19 protein-coding genes are annotated in these 18,198 nt (G+C 27.7%); 1 reads left to right on the plus strand and 18 read right to left on the minus strand.

Annotation, left to right across the window (positions count from 1 at the left end; all coding sequences use genetic code 11):
- Nucleotides 1–497: 497 nt before the first annotated feature.
- The 7 genes from Q0J90_RS00355 to Q0J90_RS00385 form a co-directional block, all read right to left on the minus strand.
- Complete coding sequence (locus tag Q0J90_RS00355; RefSeq protein ID WP_297276030.1) at nt 498–1,214, minus strand: ABC transporter permease; 717 nt, start codon at nt 1,212–1,214, stop codon at nt 498–500.
- A 316-nt stretch (nt 1,215–1,530) separates the two neighbouring features.
- Nucleotides 1,531–2,223 (minus strand): ABC transporter ATP-binding protein, encoded by a 693-nt coding sequence (locus Q0J90_RS00360; RefSeq protein WP_297276031.1) that lies wholly within the window; start codon nt 2,221–2,223, stop codon nt 1,531–1,533.
- 310 nt (nt 2,224–2,533) lie between these two features.
- The gene (locus tag Q0J90_RS00365) at nt 2,534–3,268 is read right to left on the minus strand and encodes a hypothetical protein (RefSeq protein ID WP_297276032.1); all 735 of its coding nucleotides are present in this window, start codon (nt 3,266–3,268) and stop codon (nt 2,534–2,536) included.
- Nucleotides 3,265–3,921 carry a CPBP family intramembrane glutamic endopeptidase gene (locus tag Q0J90_RS00370; RefSeq protein WP_297276033.1) on the minus strand — a complete coding sequence of 219 codons (657 nt, stop codon included), beginning with the start codon at nt 3,919–3,921 and terminating at the stop codon, nt 3,265–3,267. The genes Q0J90_RS00365 and Q0J90_RS00370 overlap by 4 nt, the downstream gene beginning before the upstream one ends.
- The gene (locus Q0J90_RS00375) at nt 3,896–5,242 is read right to left on the minus strand and encodes a YcaO-like family protein (RefSeq protein WP_297276034.1); all 1,347 of its coding nucleotides are present in this window, start codon (nt 5,240–5,242) and stop codon (nt 3,896–3,898) included. Before Q0J90_RS00375 ends, Q0J90_RS00370 begins: the two co-directional genes overlap by 26 nt.
- Nucleotides 5,243–5,254: 12 nt before the next feature.
- The gene (locus tag Q0J90_RS00380) at nt 5,255–6,346 is read right to left on the minus strand and encodes a streptolysin associated protein SagC (protein WP_297276048.1); all 1,092 of its coding nucleotides are present in this window, start codon (nt 6,344–6,346) and stop codon (nt 5,255–5,257) included.
- A gap of 46 nt (nt 6,347–6,392) precedes the next feature.
- Nucleotides 6,393–7,418 (minus strand): SagB/ThcOx family dehydrogenase, encoded by a 1,026-nt coding sequence (locus Q0J90_RS00385; RefSeq protein ID WP_367173815.1) that lies wholly within the window; start codon nt 7,416–7,418, stop codon nt 6,393–6,395.
- A gap of 154 nt (nt 7,419–7,572) precedes the next feature.
- Here Q0J90_RS00385 and Q0J90_RS00390 point away from each other — a divergent pair, with 154 nt between their 5' ends.
- Entirely contained in the window at nt 7,573–9,132 is a 1,560-nt protein-coding gene (locus Q0J90_RS00390; RefSeq protein ID WP_297276036.1) for a bifunctional UDP-sugar hydrolase/5'-nucleotidase, read from the plus strand.
- 59 nt (nt 9,133–9,191) lie between these two features.
- Here the strand turns inward: Q0J90_RS00390 and phoU are convergent, their stop codons facing one another.
- The 11 genes from phoU to Q0J90_RS00445 form a co-directional block, all read right to left on the minus strand.
- On the minus strand, nt 9,192–9,836 hold the full coding sequence (gene phoU, locus Q0J90_RS00395; protein WP_297276037.1) for a phosphate signaling complex protein PhoU: 645 nt from the start codon (nt 9,834–9,836) through the stop codon (nt 9,192–9,194).
- A 74-nt stretch (nt 9,837–9,910) separates the two neighbouring features.
- Nucleotides 9,911–10,705 (minus strand): phosphate ABC transporter ATP-binding protein PstB, encoded by a 795-nt coding sequence (pstB, locus tag Q0J90_RS00400; RefSeq protein WP_297276038.1) that lies wholly within the window; start codon nt 10,703–10,705, stop codon nt 9,911–9,913.
- Nucleotides 10,706–10,721: 16 nt separating this feature from the next.
- The gene (gene pstC, locus Q0J90_RS00405; protein ID WP_367173816.1) at nt 10,722–12,461 is read right to left on the minus strand and encodes a phosphate ABC transporter permease subunit PstC; all 1,740 of its coding nucleotides are present in this window, start codon (nt 12,459–12,461) and stop codon (nt 10,722–10,724) included.
- Between the two features lie 118 nt (nt 12,462–12,579).
- Entirely contained in the window at nt 12,580–13,386 is an 807-nt protein-coding gene (locus Q0J90_RS00410; RefSeq protein ID WP_297276040.1) for a substrate-binding domain-containing protein, read from the minus strand.
- A gap of 198 nt (nt 13,387–13,584) precedes the next feature.
- On the minus strand, nt 13,585–14,709 hold the full coding sequence (locus Q0J90_RS00415; RefSeq protein ID WP_297276041.1) for an aminopeptidase: 1,125 nt from the start codon (nt 14,707–14,709) through the stop codon (nt 13,585–13,587).
- A 101-nt stretch (nt 14,710–14,810) separates the two neighbouring features.
- A complete protein-coding gene (locus Q0J90_RS00420; RefSeq protein ID WP_297276042.1) occupies nt 14,811–15,239 on the minus strand; it encodes an ankyrin repeat domain-containing protein in 429 nt (142 codons plus the stop codon).
- 86 nt (nt 15,240–15,325) lie between these two features.
- Complete coding sequence (locus Q0J90_RS00425) at nt 15,326–15,799, minus strand: glutathione peroxidase (RefSeq protein WP_297276043.1); 474 nt, start codon at nt 15,797–15,799, stop codon at nt 15,326–15,328.
- Nucleotides 15,796–16,587, minus strand: coding sequence for a nucleoside triphosphate pyrophosphohydrolase (gene mazG, locus Q0J90_RS00430; RefSeq protein ID WP_297276044.1), 792 nt, complete (start codon nt 16,585–16,587; stop codon nt 15,796–15,798). Before mazG ends, Q0J90_RS00425 begins: the two co-directional genes overlap by 4 nt.
- 15 nt (nt 16,588–16,602) lie before the next feature.
- Entirely contained in the window at nt 16,603–17,145 is a 543-nt protein-coding gene (locus Q0J90_RS00435) for a hypothetical protein (protein ID WP_297276045.1), read from the minus strand.
- Between the two features lie 10 nt (nt 17,146–17,155).
- The gene (locus Q0J90_RS00440) at nt 17,156–17,296 is read right to left on the minus strand and encodes a hypothetical protein (protein ID WP_297276046.1); all 141 of its coding nucleotides are present in this window, start codon (nt 17,294–17,296) and stop codon (nt 17,156–17,158) included.
- A 136-nt stretch (nt 17,297–17,432) separates the two neighbouring features.
- A complete protein-coding gene (locus Q0J90_RS00445) occupies nt 17,433–18,146 on the minus strand; it encodes a flagellar filament outer layer protein FlaA (protein ID WP_297276047.1) in 714 nt (237 codons plus the stop codon).
- Nucleotides 18,147–18,198 lie beyond the last annotated feature (52 nt).

An 18,198-nucleotide genomic window follows, 5' to 3' on the forward strand; every position in this document is an offset into this window, starting at 1 on the left:
ACCCTAAACTAATTATAATTTATTTTTTAAAGTAAGATAAATATGGAATTTTGTCAATAACTTAAAAAAATAATTTATACTTGTTTCAAAACTTTAGCTGATAAAATTATTATAATATATATTGTATACACCTATGTCAATTTTTTATTGTTATTTTTCCCGCCACACGCCATACCTAAAAGGCACTCCATACAATCACAGGCGGACAGTGTCAAAGAAACTATATCATCAACATGCTCAGATACGCTTTGCGAAGGGCGATATTTGACGAAGTCCACCTTTAGGTGTGCTTAAATTAATAACCTATCTTACATGTAAAGTAATTTTAGCATGATTTAGTACTAATTTTACATTTGCACTTTCGCGAAGCGTGCCGACGAAGTCCACCTGCGGTGTCGGCAGCAACTTTGACGAAGTCCGCAGAGCGTGTGCGGTGGGAAAAAGTTGAATAAAAATTTACAAAATATAGTTGTTTAGGTAGAAAAACAAGCCTATTATTATTTATCAGCATATCTGAAAGTATTAACAGCAAGAATCAAAGCAATTATTAAACATACTAAAAGTACAGCTATTCCAATAAAATATGCATGAAAATCAAAATAAAAAGCACCTCTAAAGGCATTCAAAAAATACTGAAAAATATTTAATTTGCTTAAAATTTTCACTATATTTGGAGCATTGTATAAAGAATAATATCCGTCACTCAAAAACATAGAAGCCATCAAAATAATATTATATAATATGCTTGCAGTTTCATTATTTTTAACCAAGCTAGAAACAAAGAAGCTTATAAATATATAAAGCAAAGAAGCCAATATAATTACAGGCAAAAATAAAAGTATAGAAGCAAAAGAAAATTCCAATTTAAAAAATAAAGCACATACCAAAAATACAAATAAACAGCTTATAATAGATATTATCACCCAAGCACATGATAAACTTATAATATATTTGTATAAAGGAAGCGGCGTTACTTTAAGAAGGTTATAAACTCCTCTTCTTCTCTGACTAAGTACATTAAAACTTGTAGTCATAAAGGAATAGGCAAGCACACTCACACAGCTCATAGCGGTAAGTATATGCACGGTATAGCTTTCCATTTTAAAAAAAAGTCCCAATGATATAACTATCACCAAAGGAAAGAATATAGACCAAAATACAAGAAAAGGATCTCTTATAGCTTTTTTTATTGTGAGTTTAAATATCGTTTTCATAACTATTCTTTTTTATAATAATTTTTTAATATATACCTAAACAAATATATTTTGTCAAAAATAATTTTTTTAATTTAAAATATTTTCAGGGCTTCGCCCCGAACCCCAGTTCTTTTATTGATATAAAAGAACCAAAACAACTGCATTTTTATTTGTTATACCCTAATTTAATAGGCATGTTTTTAATATAAAGTTCTAGCAACTGCGTTTTTTGCTACTTTGACGAAGTCCGCAGAGCGTGTGCGGCAAAAAAGTAGATAATTCCATATAAAGTCCATCAGTTGACAAACTGAAAAATTTTTAGTATATACTAAAATTAATAATTAGTAATATGCAGGTAAAGTTTCTCCAAACTGTCAAAATTATATTTATTTAAAAGTTCCTCTTTGATGCCGCTTTCTAATATCTCTCCTTTATATAAAAATACTATTCTTGTAGCCATATCTTCTACTTCATCTAAATCATGGGAAGTAAAAAGTATAGTTTTATTATTCTTAGCAAGCTCTAATATCATATTTTTAACATTATATCTTTCTCTAGGATCCAAACTTGCAGTAGGTTCATCAAATATAAGTAAGTCCGGATTTTGCATAGTAGCTATCATTATGGCAAGTTTTTTCTGCTCGCCTCCTGAAAGTTTAATGGCAAGAGTTTTTGGATTTAGTCCGTATTTTTTTATAATATTATCTATCTCCTCATTACTCATATTCATATCATAAAGAGCTGAAAACATCAATACATTATCTCTTACAGTGTATCCTTCAAAAAACGGGGTAGACTGAAGCTGAACACCTATATGTTTTTTATAATTATCTATATTTATTTTTAATTCTCCGCTGTCAGCTTTTAATATTCCTAATAATATATTTATAAGAGTGGTTTTTCCTGAACCATTAGGACCTACAAGTGCTATAACTTCGCCTTTATTTACATCAAAATTTATTTTTTTTAATATTATATTTTTATTAAATTTCTTTTCTATATCTATGGCACTAATCAATTTTTCCATTAAATCCAACTTAGTCAATTATTATAAAACCCGCTGCATTAATAAAAATTAACACAGCAGGCATACTAATTTACTATAAGCTATTATAATAAATTAATTGTTTGTTGTAGTTGTTACATTAACGCAGCAAGAACAACAACAAGAGCAACAACATCCTCCAGGAGTCAATACAACAGATTGGCTTTTTAGAGAACATGTTGTGCGTACTTTTGAAGAATATTTAATCATATAAACAACTCCTTTTTGATGTTTTTTATATTAAAATTTTATACAATTTTTTTCATATAAAATATTAATACCCATAGTAATTTCAAGAATATTTACGCATATTCTCGAACTGTCCGAAATAATACATAGTAAAAGATATATTAGCCAATATAGCAGGCATCAAACTTCCGCTATACTCAAATACAAGGCTATTAATAGTGATAACAACAAAACAAGCTATAGTAAATATAATACCTTGTTTAATGCTGTTTACTCTAAAAATTTCCTCCAATGAAAATAACATACTCACTATGAAAATAGTAAAAAATACGCTTTTTAATTCGTATTTAACAGCTGAATATATCACTCCATTAAAAAACAAGCATTTTATTATACTTGCTAACATTATCAATATCCATTTAGGACTGCTTCTTGATGAATAAAGCATATCCACAGACGGAACTAATAATATATTGCTAAATACAACATTTGTTTTTATACTCTTATTAATTAAGCTCAGTATTGCCATAATTATTTCAAAAGATGAAATAACAGCAAAAATATTAATAAAAATATAAACTATGTATTTTCTATCTATATGTAAATATAATAAAATATTTTGTTTTTGCAAATAACTTATTAATAAAGCAAAAATAATTATAAAAAACCAGTATATATAAGTACTGACATAAACATATATTTCATTATATTCTCTTTTGCTGTGATTCATTAATTTAAAACATATATTGTTAATGATATTCTTATGCTCTGAAAATTTAACTATAATACCTAGTATAAAAGATATTGCTATATATGGCAGAAGTTTAAAAAATATCAATTTAGCCTCTCTTTACTATTTGATGACAATATATATAAAATCATATTCTGTGTAAAATGTGTAATTAAAGGTGCCGTAATACTAAAAGAAGAGTAAACAAAAAGTAAAGAATATATAATTCCTACAATAAACTTTTGAAAAACAGAATTTGCCCCAAAATATATATGATTAATAGAATATATAAATGCAGAAAGTACAATTACAATAAAAATATTTATAGATAATATATTATAAGCAATATTAAAAAATACATGCCTAAAAATTATCTCTTCGCATACAACACCTATAAATATGATTACAATATCAAAAAATATATTCTTTTTTTCTATAATTTTATGAACTTCAATATTTTTTATCCAAAACCTATATTTAATATAATGAACCATCATTGCCTCAAATATTTCTAGTCCTATACATACAAAAGACATAATAAAAGCTAATACAGCAAAATAAATGCTTATATTATAATTAATACTTCCAATATATCCTGTAAAAAATACCATTATAACAAATAAAATATAACTTAAAGTATTTGGAAGAATATTGTTTATTTTACCTAAATTTAATTTTATAAATATGCCAATTAAGGATGTAGGAAAAGAAACAGCAATAAGCACAAGCACAGCACTAAGGTAATGGGTGTGGGAATTCATTATTAGAAATTCCTCCGTTTTTAATTATTCTAGGATGTGCACTATAAGGAAAAGCAGGCATTGACATCTGTACAAACTCCGGAATATATACTCTTATAACATGAAAGTCTTTATCATGTATCTCCGAAGGCGTAATATCCAAATATACTGCATATTTTGAAATATCATAAAGCTCTTTTAATAAATACTCTAAATCATTTTCAGTATTAATTTCAAGATTTTTATATTTTTTTAATTGAACCTTTTCCTGAACCTTGCTGTTAATAAATTTTAACTTTTTATCTTTATTATCCAAATTTGCCCAATAATTAACATTACTGTCAAGATTAAGATAACTTTTTTCATGTACAGTTTCTAAATAATCTGCAGGCATAGATAAAGGACCATTAATATTCAATGTAAGTATAGCCAAAGCCTCCATAAAAGCTCTGTATATAACTTTTTTAGGATTAAGTCCTGAAGAAGTTCCTACAACAATATAAGGAGATTTTTCCTCTTTATTTGTAAGCATAACAGTAAAAACATAACCTAAATTGTTATTAACAGTATAATCAAATACTCTTACAGTATAATTAATATCTTTTAAAATAGTATTTAAAGTTTCATTAAGTATATCATCATCAATAATAACTTCTTTAACTTTGCTGTCTGTATACCATTTTATCATACATGCATCGCATTCAACTATTTCAGTTATAGCAGATTTTAAAGCAAGCGGAATATTTTTATGGCTTGCACTTCCCTTTGAAAAACCGCTTATAAATACTTTCTCTTTTTTATCTCTTCGTATTACATGCGATAAAAAGAAATTCTGAGCAGGAACATAATATTCTTTATCTTTATCAAACAAAGAAGGAAGAAGAACCCAAGATAATACATCATCCTCTGTAATATTTTCCAAAATACCAATACTGTTTAATTTATTGCAATCATCATCGCTGTAAATTTTAACATATTCCCAAGGTATAACATTATTAGGGTACTTTTCTTTAAGATGATTATAAGAAGCATATTTTAATTTTTCTTCAAAATACAAATTTGAAGTAAATAAAGCATATCTTTCAATGCCTTCTCCTAATAATCTGATAATAGATTCTTCTCTATATATTCCGTATCCTGAAAGATGATAATTAATTTCTGCATTATCTCCTAATAATATTTTATGATAATTTGGAAGTATTGCAGTACAAGTATTAATATTCTCAGAAATTACTGAATTAGACTGCATTATGATAATGGAATCAAGAATTCCCGTCTGATGTCCGCAAATTGAATTATATTTATTTAAAACATTTTTATAACTTGGGTAATAATTAAGCATGTATCCGTCCAATTATTTTAATATCACTTTACTTGAAAACTTTTCTATAACCTCTTTCGATGAAGTATACATCTCATTATATTTTGCTCTGCTTATATGTCCGCATGCAGGACAGAAAGGCACTCTAAGCAAATCCTGAATCTGAATTTCTATAGAAGGTATATAAACATTTATAACACGTCCTGCAAGTTTGCATTTTCCTATAGCAGCAAATAAAAATGCTTCATACAATGCTATAGAAGTAAAACTTTGTAAAATTGGAGTTATATAAGTTTTTTTATTTTTTATTTTGAAGTTCATAGTCTGTTTTACAAAGTTATTATAAACAGTCAAGCTCTCATTTCTTGCTACTACCCTATTTTCAAAACATTCATAGCAAGCTGTTTCCTTTCCTTTAATAGTTGTAATATTTAAAAAAGGACCATCCAATATAGATATCACTATAGGTATTGATTTTTCAAGCAATAATCTATTGATATTTCTAAGCAAGTTGAGTCTTGGTTTTTCTACGCTTACAACTACGCATGATATTCCATCAAATAACTTTAATAATTCCTTTTGGGTTTCTATATTTTCAATAGCATCTGTTGTATCTGTAATATTAGATTTCTCTATTCTTTTTATATCATCAGAACTCATCATATCAACATTCATATATAAATCTTCTGATGCTAATTTAGCATACTCTTTTAATCTGTCATTATCTGTGATGAATATTATTTTATTTTTCTGAACCTTGCTTTCATCTGGTATATCATAAAAATATTCCCCTATAAACTCATAAACCGTATTAAGCATATTATTCTTTTTATCATCATACTCTAAAAATCTGTTTCCAATCAAAGAATTTATAATATCATTTAACAAATTGCTGTCTTTTTCATTAAGAGAGAATTTTTTTACTATATCATCAAAAGATATAAGTTTATCGTCAAGAAGCTCTTTAACAATAAACATTACAACTTCTCTCATATTATCTTCTAAATCGTTAAGAGTTAAAGAAGCCTCTTCAAAATTCCATATTCCTTTTCTAAATCTAATCTCATCATCAGAATTGAAAAAAATGCTTACACTATCATAAAGTTTGATGTTTTTTTTAGCTATATTCAATTAACCTATTATTATTTTTTTATTTGTTTTATTACAAAAATCATTTTGAAAGCAGAGTCAAATGCACAACATGATTAGTATTTCCGTCAATATTTAAAAACTCTTCGGATAAAGTTTTATTAAATCCGCCTATATCGCATGCCAAAATACCGCTGGCAGCAGCAGTAAGCTGTATATTTTGAGCAATTTCTCCTGTTTCTATTAATGCAAATTGAAATCCCATATCTCCGTATTTTCTTGAGTTTTCATATATACTATATACATAATAAACAGATACAGCAGTTTTTCTTAAATCTATTTCTCCGCCGAAAATATTATTGTTATAGTAATTCTCTAAATCTTCATCATTGAATAATTTATTTTTTTCAAGAGAATGAGTAAAAGGCATATATTTGTATATACCTTTATCAAGATTATTTACATTAAGAGCTGCAACGTAAAGATATATGGGATAAAGTCCTCCTCCCGAAGGAGCTGTACGTAACTTTGATATATATTTATCTCCGAATGTAATTGTACCGTATTCATTTTTACCAAGTTTAAAATCAAAATCTCCTGAAATACCGTCTCCATAATAAAGCAATGTTGATAAATCGCTTAATGTTAATGGATTTCCCTTAAAATCTCTTCTGCTTCTTCTTGATCTTATAACCGAACCTATAGGAGCATTTAAATTTTTATAAGGAGGAAGTTTAACAGCATTTCCTTTTTTATGAACTTCCTCTTCTAATAATACTCTATTACTTAAAGAAGCATCTATAGGAAATGATGAATAGCTTACAACATTATATATTTCTGATAAATCTATTGATGACTTTTTAGAGTTTAAAAGATATTCTTCGCTTATATTTCTATTAACCTCAGAACTTATAGCTCCTCTGTAGGAAGATTCTGCGGTTTTTATCCCTATTGTATCAGCATACATTGAAACTGGTATATTTGAAGAAAAATTTACTACGCTAAAAAGCAAAGGTATTTCTTTTGATTCTAACTCTTCTTTTGTTATTTCTATCTTTTTTGTTTTTTCATTTTTACTTTTCTTATCAGGTCTCTTTATGATTCCCATAACATTCCTATGTATTTTTACTTTATCAATATAATAACCAAATATAACAAATTTCATAAAAATATCATCAATTATTTTTCATAGTGTTGAAAAACATAATAAATTTTATATAATTTTAATGTAATCTAACAAAGTTATATTAGCGAGGATTAATATGATAAAAAAATTATACCCAGCCCTAATATTAAGTACAATTTTTCTATTTTCTTTTTCTTGTTCAAATCAAGCGAATAAAAAAACTGGGAACTCAGGAAATCTTACTATAATACACATGAATGATACTCATGGAAGAGATGAAGAAGAGATGATAATTGATAAAGATGCAAATCCTCCTACAACTAACTATATGTACGGAGCTTCAAGAAGAGCATTTTATATAAAAAGTGTAAGAGAAACTAATAATAATGTGCTTGTTTTACATGCTGGAGATACTATAACAGGAAGTGCGTATTCTACAGTATTTCAGGGAAGAGATGAAGTTGATATAATGAATATGATTGGCGTAGGTGCTGCTGCTGTAGGAAATCATTTTATAGATTACGGACTTGATAATTTTACAGAAATAATGAAAGAAAGAAAATTTCCTACTCTATCTATTAATATAAAAAATAAAGCTGACAACAGTTATTATGCGGTTCCATATATGATCACAAATATTAATGGGCTAAATATTGCAATTGTAGGGGTAACAACAACAGATTCTGTTTATAACCCTAAATATATTAAAGATATAATATTTGAAGAAGAGATAAAAACATTAAAAGATTTTATGAAGCAGAATCCTCTAAATACTACTAATGATGTTACAATATTATTAAGCCATGCGGGGTATGAAACTGATAAAAAAATAGCTGAGAATATGCCTAATACTTTTGATATAATAATAGGAGGACATAGTCATACGGAATTATATGAAGCTGATATTGTAAATGGAACTCCTATAGTACAGGCTGGATATTATGGCCATCATTTGGGGCATATAAATTTAAATGTTAATAATGGAATAATGGATAAAGAAAATTTAGATTATAAATTAGTAGCTATGGATCAGAATATAGATCAGGATAAGGATATGCTTAGTTTTATTGAAGAGATGAAGGGTACTGTAAATAAAGAATTCAATGTAAGAATAGGTACTTTGCCTAAAGATTTAGAACATGACGGTATAAGAAGCAACTCTATGGCTATAGGAAATTTTGCATGCGATTTGGTTTTAGATTCTTATGATAATATAGATATCGCCATAGTAAATTCAGGAGCATTGAGAACTCCTATATCAGCAGGGGATATAACTTTGGGTAAAATACAAAATGAATTCTTCCCATTCGATAATCAAGTTGCTGTTCTTTCATTAAATGGTAAAGATTTATTGGATATAATAAAAATATCGGGACAAAAAAGAGGTAAAGGAGGATTTTTACAATTCTCAAGAGGCGTAGAAATAGTTTATAAAGAAAATGGAAATTTAGCATCTGCTAAATTAAATGGAGAAGACATTACAGAAAATAAAGATTATAAAATTATTATATCTGATTATATACTTGACGGAGGAGACGGATACGTTGACAGTGAAGGAAATCCTATAGGAAGAAAAGGAAAAAATATTATTATGACAGGAAATGATATAAGAGATGCATTAATATCAAAAATAAAAGAACTTAATAATATACCTAATGAATATATAGATGAAAAACCTAGAATAATATTTGAATAAATATTAATGTTTTAAGAGCCTGCTTAAAAAATCAGGACAGGCTCTTTTTTATTAAACAATTATTTAAATCTCTCTCCGGTTATATAATAATATACCCATTTAGCTATATTCTCAGCATGATCTCCCATCTTTTCAAAATATTTCGCTATCATCATTAAATATATAGCCTGATCTGCATTCTCAGCACCGCTTTTAATCAAATCAACCATAGAATCACGCATTTTATAAAATAGTATATCAACTTTATCATCGCTTTCTATAACATCCTTTGATAATTTAGAATCTTTTTCTTTAAATGCTTTTAAACAGTTGCTTACCATATCATCTATTATCTTAGACATCTCTATTATAGTATCAATATTCTTTTTATATATATTGCCCTCTAATAAAAATCTAAGCAAATCGCATATATCCTTGGCCTGATCTCCTATTCTATCCAAATCTGTGGATATTTTTAAAGCAGCAGAAACTATCCTTAAATCAGTAGCCACAGGATGACCCAAAAGCAGCATTTTAAGAGATGAACTTTCTATTTTGTATGATATTCTATTTATATTTCTGTCATTTTCTATAACTTGATTTGCAAGTTCTATATCTCCATTAGTTAAAGCTTTAGTAGAATTTCTTAAAGCCTCTAATATCATATCGCCTGCCTCAATAACATGCTCTGTCAATTTATTTAATTCTTCTTCAAATTTTTTCATTTTTTCTCCATGTTTATTTTTTATTGTTGCTATGACCGCCTACGGCGAATTCTTCATACGCCCACAATCATTAATTAACCAAATCTTCCTGTAATATACTTTTCAGTTTTTTCATTCTTAGGTTTGGAGAATATTTCTTCCGTATCATCATATTCTACTATTTCTCCAAATAAAAAGAAAGCTGTTTTATCCGATACTCTCATAGCCTGCTGCATATTATGAGTAACTATCACTATTGTATATTCATTTTTTAATTCATTTATAAGATCCTCTATTTTACCTGTACTTATAGGATCCAATGCACTTGTAGGCTCATCCATAAGAAGTATTTTAGGATTAACGGATAAAGCCCTAGCTATGCATAATCTCTGCTGCTGTCCGCCAGAAAGCCCCAATGCATTTTTATTTAGTCTGTCCTTTATATCATCCCAAACCGCTGCTTTAGTTAAACTATACTCAACTATTTCATCTAATTGGGATTTCTTTTTCACTCCGAATGTTCTAGGTCCGTAAGCTATATTATCATAAACACTCATAGCAAACAAATTTGATTTCTGAAAAACCATACCTGCATTTTTTCTTAAATAAGATACATTAACATTCTTATTATATATATTAACATCAGCTATTTCTATTTCGCCTTCTATTTTGCAATTAGGTACTAAGTCATTCATTCTATTAAAAGTCTTTAGTAAAGTAGATTTTCCGCATCCGGAAGGACCTATAAAAGCAGTTACAGTATTTTTATTTATATCTATATTAACTTTTTTTAAAGCCTGAAAAGATTCATAGTACAAATCCAGATCTTTTACTTTAATAAGCCTATCAGCATTAAAATTGAAATTTATGTTATTTAATTCTTTAGTCATTTATTGGAATCCTTTTTTAATAGTCTTTCTTTAATTTTGTATTAACAAGGAATAATGAAGCATTAAGAAGTATAACCATAATAAGCAGAATACTCGCTGTAGCGAAAGTTTGATTAATATATAGTCCCTCGCTTGAAAACATCCACATCATTACAGAAAAAGAACTTCCGGAACTTAAATATCCTTTAGGCATATATCTTACGGCACCTGCTGTATATATTAATGCAGCACTCTCTCCTACTATCCTTCCTATACTTAAAATAACAGAAGTCATTATTCCTGAAAAACCGCATGGAAGAACTATCTTAAATATTGTTCTAACCTTAGACGCCCCTAATGCCAAACTTCCCTCGCGTAAACTTGCAGGAATTGATATTAATGTTTCCTCTGTTTGTCTTATTATGGAAGGAAGTATTATTAAAACTAATGTTAAAGAACCCGCTAATATACTTCTTCCTATACCAAACAAATTTGCAAATATAAGCATTCCGAAAAGACCGAAAACTATTGACGGTATTCCGGATAAACTGTCTGTAAATATTCTTATAACAGATATTAATTTAGACTTGGCTTTTGAATACTCTGTCAAATAAATAGCAGCAAATACACCTAATGGTATAGCTATTATTAAGGACATAAAAAGCATCATTGAAGTTGACACTATTGCAGGCAAAAGAGTCATCTGAGAATTATTACTTTCGCCAAATAATAAGTTTAAAGTAATATGAGGTATTCCTCTAATAAGTATAAACAATACTATAAATACAAGAAGCAATGTTGATACCAGAGAAGCAAATATAGAAATGTATTTTAATATATCTGCTTTTAGAGAAGACATCCTCATTTCAATTTTTTTAAAAGAGAAATCATTCATATTTGTTTTATATTCTTTATTTTTAGAAAATAAACTGCTGAAAGAAAATGAAAAATACAAATTATTTCTTTTAAGCAGAGAAAGCACTATATTTATAACAAGTATAAATAACAAGAGAACGAAAGCAGTTCCAATCAATGCAGCCCTATGTATCCCTGCAGCATATCCCATTTCTAAAGCTATATTAATAGTCATAGTTCTGAAATATGAAAATAAATCGCTAGGTATAAAAGGAGCATTTCCTGCAACCATCATAACTGCCATAGTTTCTCCGATAGCCCTTCCAATTCCAAGAACAATAGCAGAAAATATACCTGATTTTGCTGCCTTTACTATAACTCCGAAAATAGCCTGAGAATGAGTATTTCCCAAAGCTATAGCTCCGTCATAATAATATTTATACACAGCTTCTAAATTATATTTTGTAATTGAAGTTATTGTTGGAAGTATCATTATAGCAAGTATTATTGAGCTGGCAAGCACTCCTTCTCCAACATCATTAGGAGATAATATTTTAAGAAAAGGAACTAATACTGACATTCCAAAAAATCCGTAAACTATTGACGGTATCCCAGCAAGCAAATCTATAATCTGAGATAATATAACTTTTAATTTTTTTGGGGCAAACATTGATATATAAACCGCTGTAAAAAATCCAAATCCTCCTCCTAAAAAAGTAGAAAGAATGGTTATATACATAGAGCCTACTATCATTGGAAATATTCCAAAATGTTTTGAAGAAGGCGACCAAGTCATGCCGAAAACAAAATTGAAAAATCCAACCTCTTTAAATATTGGGATACTATAAATAAAAATGAAAATACATATTGAAAATACAACTACAACAGAAAATATAGAACATATAAAAAATACATATCTCATTATTTTATCTAGTATTTCATTAAGTATATGTTTATTCACAATCTTGCATCCTAATTATTTTACAATCTCAAAAAAAGCTGATATACAAAATCAATTGCATATCGGCTTGATATTTTACTTAAATAGATACATACCCATTTTCATTAATAACCGTTTTCCCTGTATCACTATTAATGAAGTCTAGGAAAGCCTTTGTACCTTCATTAAGTTCAACTCCCTTTTTAGTGAATATATAGAAAGGACGGTAAAGTTTGTATGTATCACTTTTTATATTCTCTACAGATGCCTCAGCATATACATCCTGGCCTTTCGCTTTATAAGCTAATGGCTTGATAGTATCATCAATAGCACCCAAAGATATATAACCTATTTTTGAATCATCGCTCATAACAGATGTTTTTACTTTTCCTGTTCCGTCTAATATCTCAACTGTTGCAGGCAAAGGTACATCTTTTCCTATTGAAGTTAAATCTGTAAAAGCACTTCTAGTACCTGAACCGTCTTCTCTTGAAATTGACTTTGTTATATTTCCTATTGCTTTATTGTTTATGTATAGAGAATATAATTCTTCTTCGCTTATCTGAGTAATTTCAGAATCTTTATTAGCGATAATAACTATACCATCCTGACATAACAAATAAGAATCTAAACTAGTCAATTCATCCTCTTTCAAATTTCTTGAAGCCATGCCTATATTATTGTTTCCGTTTATAGTGTCCTGAACTCCAATAGTTGAATCTGATGTTTCTACTGTTACTGTATAATTTGTATTGACTTCTTCAAACTTTTCTGCAAGCTTAAACATAAGAGGTGCAACTGAAGAAGAACCTGTAATAACAATATCAGTAGGACTTGAGGCACCGCCTCCGCAGGATATAAGTCCGAACAGACTTATAAGGGTTAAGAAAATCACAATCTTTTTCATAAAATTGATTTACTCCGAAATAATAATTTTTTGTTAATCTCAAAAATTAACGCACCCCTTATATACTATAAAACATATTATGTCAATACAAATTTTGAAATTTTATTTAATTTTTTTTGTTTTTTAATAAACTATACCCTGCTATAATATATATTTTTTACATTAATTAATATAATTTTAAATTATATAAGATATAATTTATTTTAATTTGTCCGGATTGAGACATTTTAAACTATCAATAACAAATAAACCATCTTTTCTTATAAGTTTATCATCAAAATATATTTCTCCTCCTCCGTATTTTTTAGTCTGAATACATACTAAATCCCAATGTATTTGAGAATTATTTCCGTTAGGAGCTTCATCATAACAAGAACCGGGAGTAAAATGAAAACTTCCCATAATTTTTTCATCAAATAAAATATCTTTCATAGGTTCGGTTATATAAGGATTAACTCCTATAGCAAATTCTCCTATATATCTTGAACCTGCATCAGTATCTAATATTTTATTTATTCTTTTTGTATCATTGCATGAAGCATTAATTATTTTTCCGTTTTTAAACTCAAACTTTATATTCTCATAAGTAAATCCGTCGCTATAAAGAGAAGGCGTATTATAACTTAAAACTCCATTAACAGAATTTTTTACAGGTGCTGTAAATACTTCTCCGTCAGGTATATTCATTTTTCCATCGCATTTTATAGATTTAATGCCTTTTATAGAAAAAGTTAAATCCGTACCATTTCCAACTATTTTCACTTTATCAGTTTTATCCATAAGCTTAACTAAATTATCCATAGCTTTTGACATTTTAGAATAATCCAAATTACAAACTTTAAAATAAAAATCCTCGAACTCATCGCTGCTCATTGAAGCCTGCTGTGCCATTGCAGGAGTAGGATAATTCATAACTACCCATTTTGTGTTTTTTACTCTCTCTTTCATATGTACAGGATTTAAATAAAACTTCTCATATATTTTATTATTCTCAGTTTTTACAGAAGAGTTTTCTGCACTATTTAATCCGCCCCATATTCCAACATAAGCATCCATATCTTTCATAAGCATTAAATCAGATTTAGCCCAAGTTTTCATCTGTTCTTCATTACATTTTTTTAATAATTCTCTCATTATATGCGGATCATGATTCCATACAAAAGGATTCGCTCCAACCTTATAAGCTTCATTAATAATTGCTAAAGCTAAATTACGTTCATCTCCCTCTCCATAACATTTTATTAAAATATTTTCACCTTTTTTTAATTGACATGAGTAATTTACTATTGTCTTTGCCAATTTTTCTATTCTTGAATCTTTCATAATTATTTATCCTCTTTAAAAAAATTATTTTATTTACAAAAAAAGCAGCTATGCAAAATAAATGCAAACTGCTTAACAATTTCTAACTTCAATATCATATATTATTTATTAAATAAATGCATATAAGGAGCATTCATAATTTCTGCAAGCATTACAGCAGAAAAATTAGCTTCTTCTCTATTATAATCAGCTCCATTATCCAATAATACCTTAATAACTTCTTCCGGTTGATTCTTAATAATAGCCATATGCAAAGGACTCACACCTCTTTCATTAATTACATTTACATTAGCGCCTTTAGCGATTAAAGCAGCCACTACCTCAGGATTATCTATTTGTACAGCCAAATGCAAGCAGCTCATTTGATTATCATAATAATTAACATCTTCTTCAGTACTCTTGTCTATTATTTCTAATAACTTATCAATGTTTTCTTTTAAATCAAAATTTTCATCATCCTTCCTTTTAATAATTTTTTGAAGAAGTTCATACAACCTTGACTTCTTGTGTAATTTTGAATTAATTGGCATTATTCTTTATCCCCTGAAATAATAATATTTTAATATTATAATATAAACTAAAAATTGTTGCAATAAAAATATGAATTAGAATTTATTTATAATAGCTTTTCTATATCATTCATTATATTTTTGGGTTTAACAAAAGGCACATATCTATGTATTATATCTCCATTTCTGCTAATCAAAAATTTAGTGAAGTTCCATTTTATATTTTTATTCAATATATAATTACTATTATTTATAAGATATTGATAAAGAGGTTCTATATTACAACCTTTTACACATATTTTGCTAAATCTTTCAAATGTAGTTTCATAATGAATTTTACAAAAATTATTTATATCATTATTAGAACCTGGTGCCTGACTTAAAAATTGATTGCATGGAAAATCTAAAATTTCAAAACCTTTATCTTTATATAAATTATATAATTCCTGAAGTTCTATATATTGATTAGTAAATCCGCATTTAGTAGCTGTATTAACTATTAAAATAACTTTATTTTTATATTTTGATATTGATACATCATTTCCATTAACATCTTTAACAATATAGTCATATATACTCATTTTTCTTCACGTTCTTTCATTTTATATTCATTCCAAAGTTTATCCATCTCATCTAATGTCATATCCTGCAATTTTTTATTCATCTTGAATGCAGACTCTTCAACATAATTAAATCTTTTAGTAAACTTTTCATTAACTCTTATAAGAGAGTTTAAAGGATTAATTTTATTCATACGGGCAAAATCAAGAACAGTCATAATTAAATCCCCAATCTCTTCTTCAAGATGATATTTATCATTATCATTATATGCTTCTTTTACTTCCTCAAGCTCTTCTTCTATCTTCTTTAAGGAATCATCTATATGCTCATATTCAAAACCAACACTTGCAGCTTTTTTCATTAATTTATATGATTTTTCCATTATCGGCAAAGATTTTGGAATATTGTCAAGAACACTTTTAAATTCATTTTTATCATTTGACTTTTCTTCTTTTTTTATTTCATCCCATTGCTTTAAAATTCCATCCACATCTTTCACATTACTATCCCCAAACACATGAGGATGTCTGCGTACAAGTTTTTCATTAATATTTTTAATAACATCATCTACATTAAATTTATTTTCATCTCCAGCAAGCTCAGAAAAAAATACAACATGCAAAAGAACATCTCCAAGTTCCTCTTTAATATTCTCATAATCTTTATTATTAATAGCTTCAACTAATTCATAAGCCTCTTCTAAAAAACAAGGAATTAAACTATCAAAAGTCTGCACTCTATCCCAAGCACATCCATTCTCCCCTCTTAATGTTTTTATTATAGATATCAATTCTTCAAACGAATCCATTTAATACTCTCTTTATCAATTAACTTTATTAGCTTCTCTATTTTTTATAATTCTATAATTTATTCTTTTAGGCTCTAATATCGCATTATAAATAATAGCATTCTTTATATCTAAAGAAGTAAGCATATTATTAACATATTTTTTGTTTGTTTTATTATCTGCAACATCAAAGTTATTATATGTATCATCTTTTATACTATTAATTTGAGATATTTTAGAATTATATTTTTCCTGAAGTTCTAATATTTCTCTGTCACTATTTGAAGTTTCATAATTGGAAGTATATACATCTTCATTTTTAAATTTTTTATTTTCATTTAAAGTCTCTTCACTATAATTCCTCAAAGATTCCATATTTTTTTTAAGTTCTCTAAATATTTCATCTTCAGTATTTTTTCTATTATAAGTAGTTGTTTTTTTACTATATTGTTTATTATTTTTAGATGTATTAGTTGTTCTTTTTCCTTTTACATTTTTCTTTGGCTTAACAGCTTTTTGTATTAAACTAACAATACCCCATATAATAGCTATTATTATATATATAACTAATTCTGACATAAAATACCTCTTATTTCTCTATATCTTCTTCACTATCATCAATATTTTCTTTTTTATCTTTATTTGCTCTAGAATTAACTATTCTTGTAGTAACAGCATATACGCAAAGTAATAAAAAACCAATTATTAAAAGTATATTAATAGGCGACATTAATTACTCCATTTTATAAAAATATTTACTATAGTTTAATATATAATTATATTAATTTCAAGATTATATTAGTTGTATAAATAAAAAAGGTGAGGTATATAAATACCTCACCTTTAATATTCTGTTATAACTTATATTACCAAGTATCTAGTGGATCATCTTCTTCTTTATAAGTTTCTAAGTACATATCTGTCTTAGCTACTAATTGATCGAAGTAGATATAATATTTACCATAAGAATCTCTAGGATCAACTTTAACATGTATACCCATAAAACTTATACCTTGTTCTACTTGTCCTCTAAATTCTTCCTGTCTTACTTTAGAAGGAACTTGTACAGTAATATTTTTCCAACCCATAAAGTTAAGAGCTTCATTACCTACTGCTTGAGGTTTTCCATTTACATCATAGATATAAAAGCTCATTCTATTATTATGGTTACGTCCAGCCACCCAAACACTAAGTTCTTTAGTATATCCAGGTATTTTAATAGGTCTAGGAGGAGTAACAGAGAACCAAGGATTACCAGTTCTAAAATACTCTACTTTAGCACCTAATATATATTTATTATTTTCAGCACCTTCAGCCACTACATCAGCAGGACCACCTTCACGGCGAATGATGCTAACTACACCATAATCACTAGGTATAGAAGCTTGCCAAGTATTAGCAAATTCAAAATCATCAATTAAGTAGTTAGTGATAGCTTCTGTAACGAAGTTATTACCACCTTCTCCGCCTTGCTCCTGATTCTGAGTAGTTTGCTCGCCTGTTTCAGCCGCATCTTGGGCAAACAACAAGAATGCAACAGTTAGAATTAACATTGTTATCAAGATACTTAATCTTTTCATATTATTCTTCTCCTTACTTATACCTTATTGTTGCGCTTCTTGTGGCTGTTCT

It is taken from the genome of uncultured Brachyspira sp., from assembly GCF_944390595.1.
Lineage (GTDB): Bacteria > Spirochaetota > Brachyspiria > Brachyspirales > Brachyspiraceae > Brachyspira.

Bases quoted from the DNA above. Each gene is read 5' to 3' on its own strand.
- mazG (WP_297276044.1), bottom strand. From the start codon at position 16,587: ATGGATTCGTTTGAAGAATTGATATCTATAATAAAAACATTAAGAGGG.
- Q0J90_RS00415 (WP_297276041.1), bottom strand. From the start codon at position 14,709: ATGAAAGATTCAAGAATAGAAAAATTGGCAAAGACAATAGTAAATTAC.
- pstB (WP_297276038.1), bottom strand. From the start codon at position 10,705: ATGACTAAAGAATTAAATAACATAAATTTCAATTTTAATGCTGATAGG.
- pstC (WP_367173816.1), bottom strand. From the start codon at position 12,461: ATGAGATATGTATTTTTTATATGTTCTATATTTTCTGTTGTAGTTGTA.
- Q0J90_RS00420 (WP_297276042.1), bottom strand. From the start codon at position 15,239: ATGCCAATTAATTCAAAATTACACAAGAAGTCAAGGTTGTATGAACTT.
- phoU (WP_297276037.1), bottom strand. From the start codon at position 9,836: ATGAAAAAATTTGAAGAAGAATTAAATAAATTGACAGAGCATGTTATT.
- Q0J90_RS00375 (WP_297276034.1), bottom strand. From the start codon at position 5,242: ATGCTTAATTATTACCCAAGTTATAAAAATGTTTTAAATAAATATAAT.
- Q0J90_RS00445 (WP_297276047.1), bottom strand. From the start codon at position 18,146: ATGAAAAGATTAAGTATCTTGATAACAATGTTAATTCTAACTGTTGCA.
- Q0J90_RS00435 (WP_297276045.1), bottom strand. From the start codon at position 17,145: ATGTCAGAATTAGTTATATATATAATAATAGCTATTATATGGGGTATT.
- Q0J90_RS00440 (WP_297276046.1), bottom strand. From the start codon at position 17,296: ATGTCGCCTATTAATATACTTTTAATAATTGGTTTTTTATTACTTTGC.
- Q0J90_RS00410 (WP_297276040.1), bottom strand. From the start codon at position 13,386: ATGAAAAAGATTGTGATTTTCTTAACCCTTATAAGTCTGTTCGGACTT.
- Q0J90_RS00425 (WP_297276043.1), bottom strand. From the start codon at position 15,799: ATGAGTATATATGACTATATTGTTAAAGATGTTAATGGAAATGATGTA.
- Q0J90_RS00355 (WP_297276030.1), bottom strand. From the start codon at position 1,214: ATGAAAACGATATTTAAACTCACAATAAAAAAAGCTATAAGAGATCCT.
- Q0J90_RS00385 (WP_367173815.1), bottom strand. From the start codon at position 7,418: ATGGGAATCATAAAGAGACCTGATAAGAAAAGTAAAAATGAAAAAACA.
- Q0J90_RS00390 (WP_297276036.1), top strand. From the start codon at position 7,573: ATGATAAAAAAATTATACCCAGCCCTAATATTAAGTACAATTTTTCTA.
- Q0J90_RS00360 (WP_297276031.1), bottom strand. From the start codon at position 2,223: ATGGAAAAATTGATTAGTGCCATAGATATAGAAAAGAAATTTAATAAA.
- Q0J90_RS00370 (WP_297276033.1), bottom strand. From the start codon at position 3,921: ATGAATTCCCACACCCATTACCTTAGTGCTGTGCTTGTGCTTATTGCT.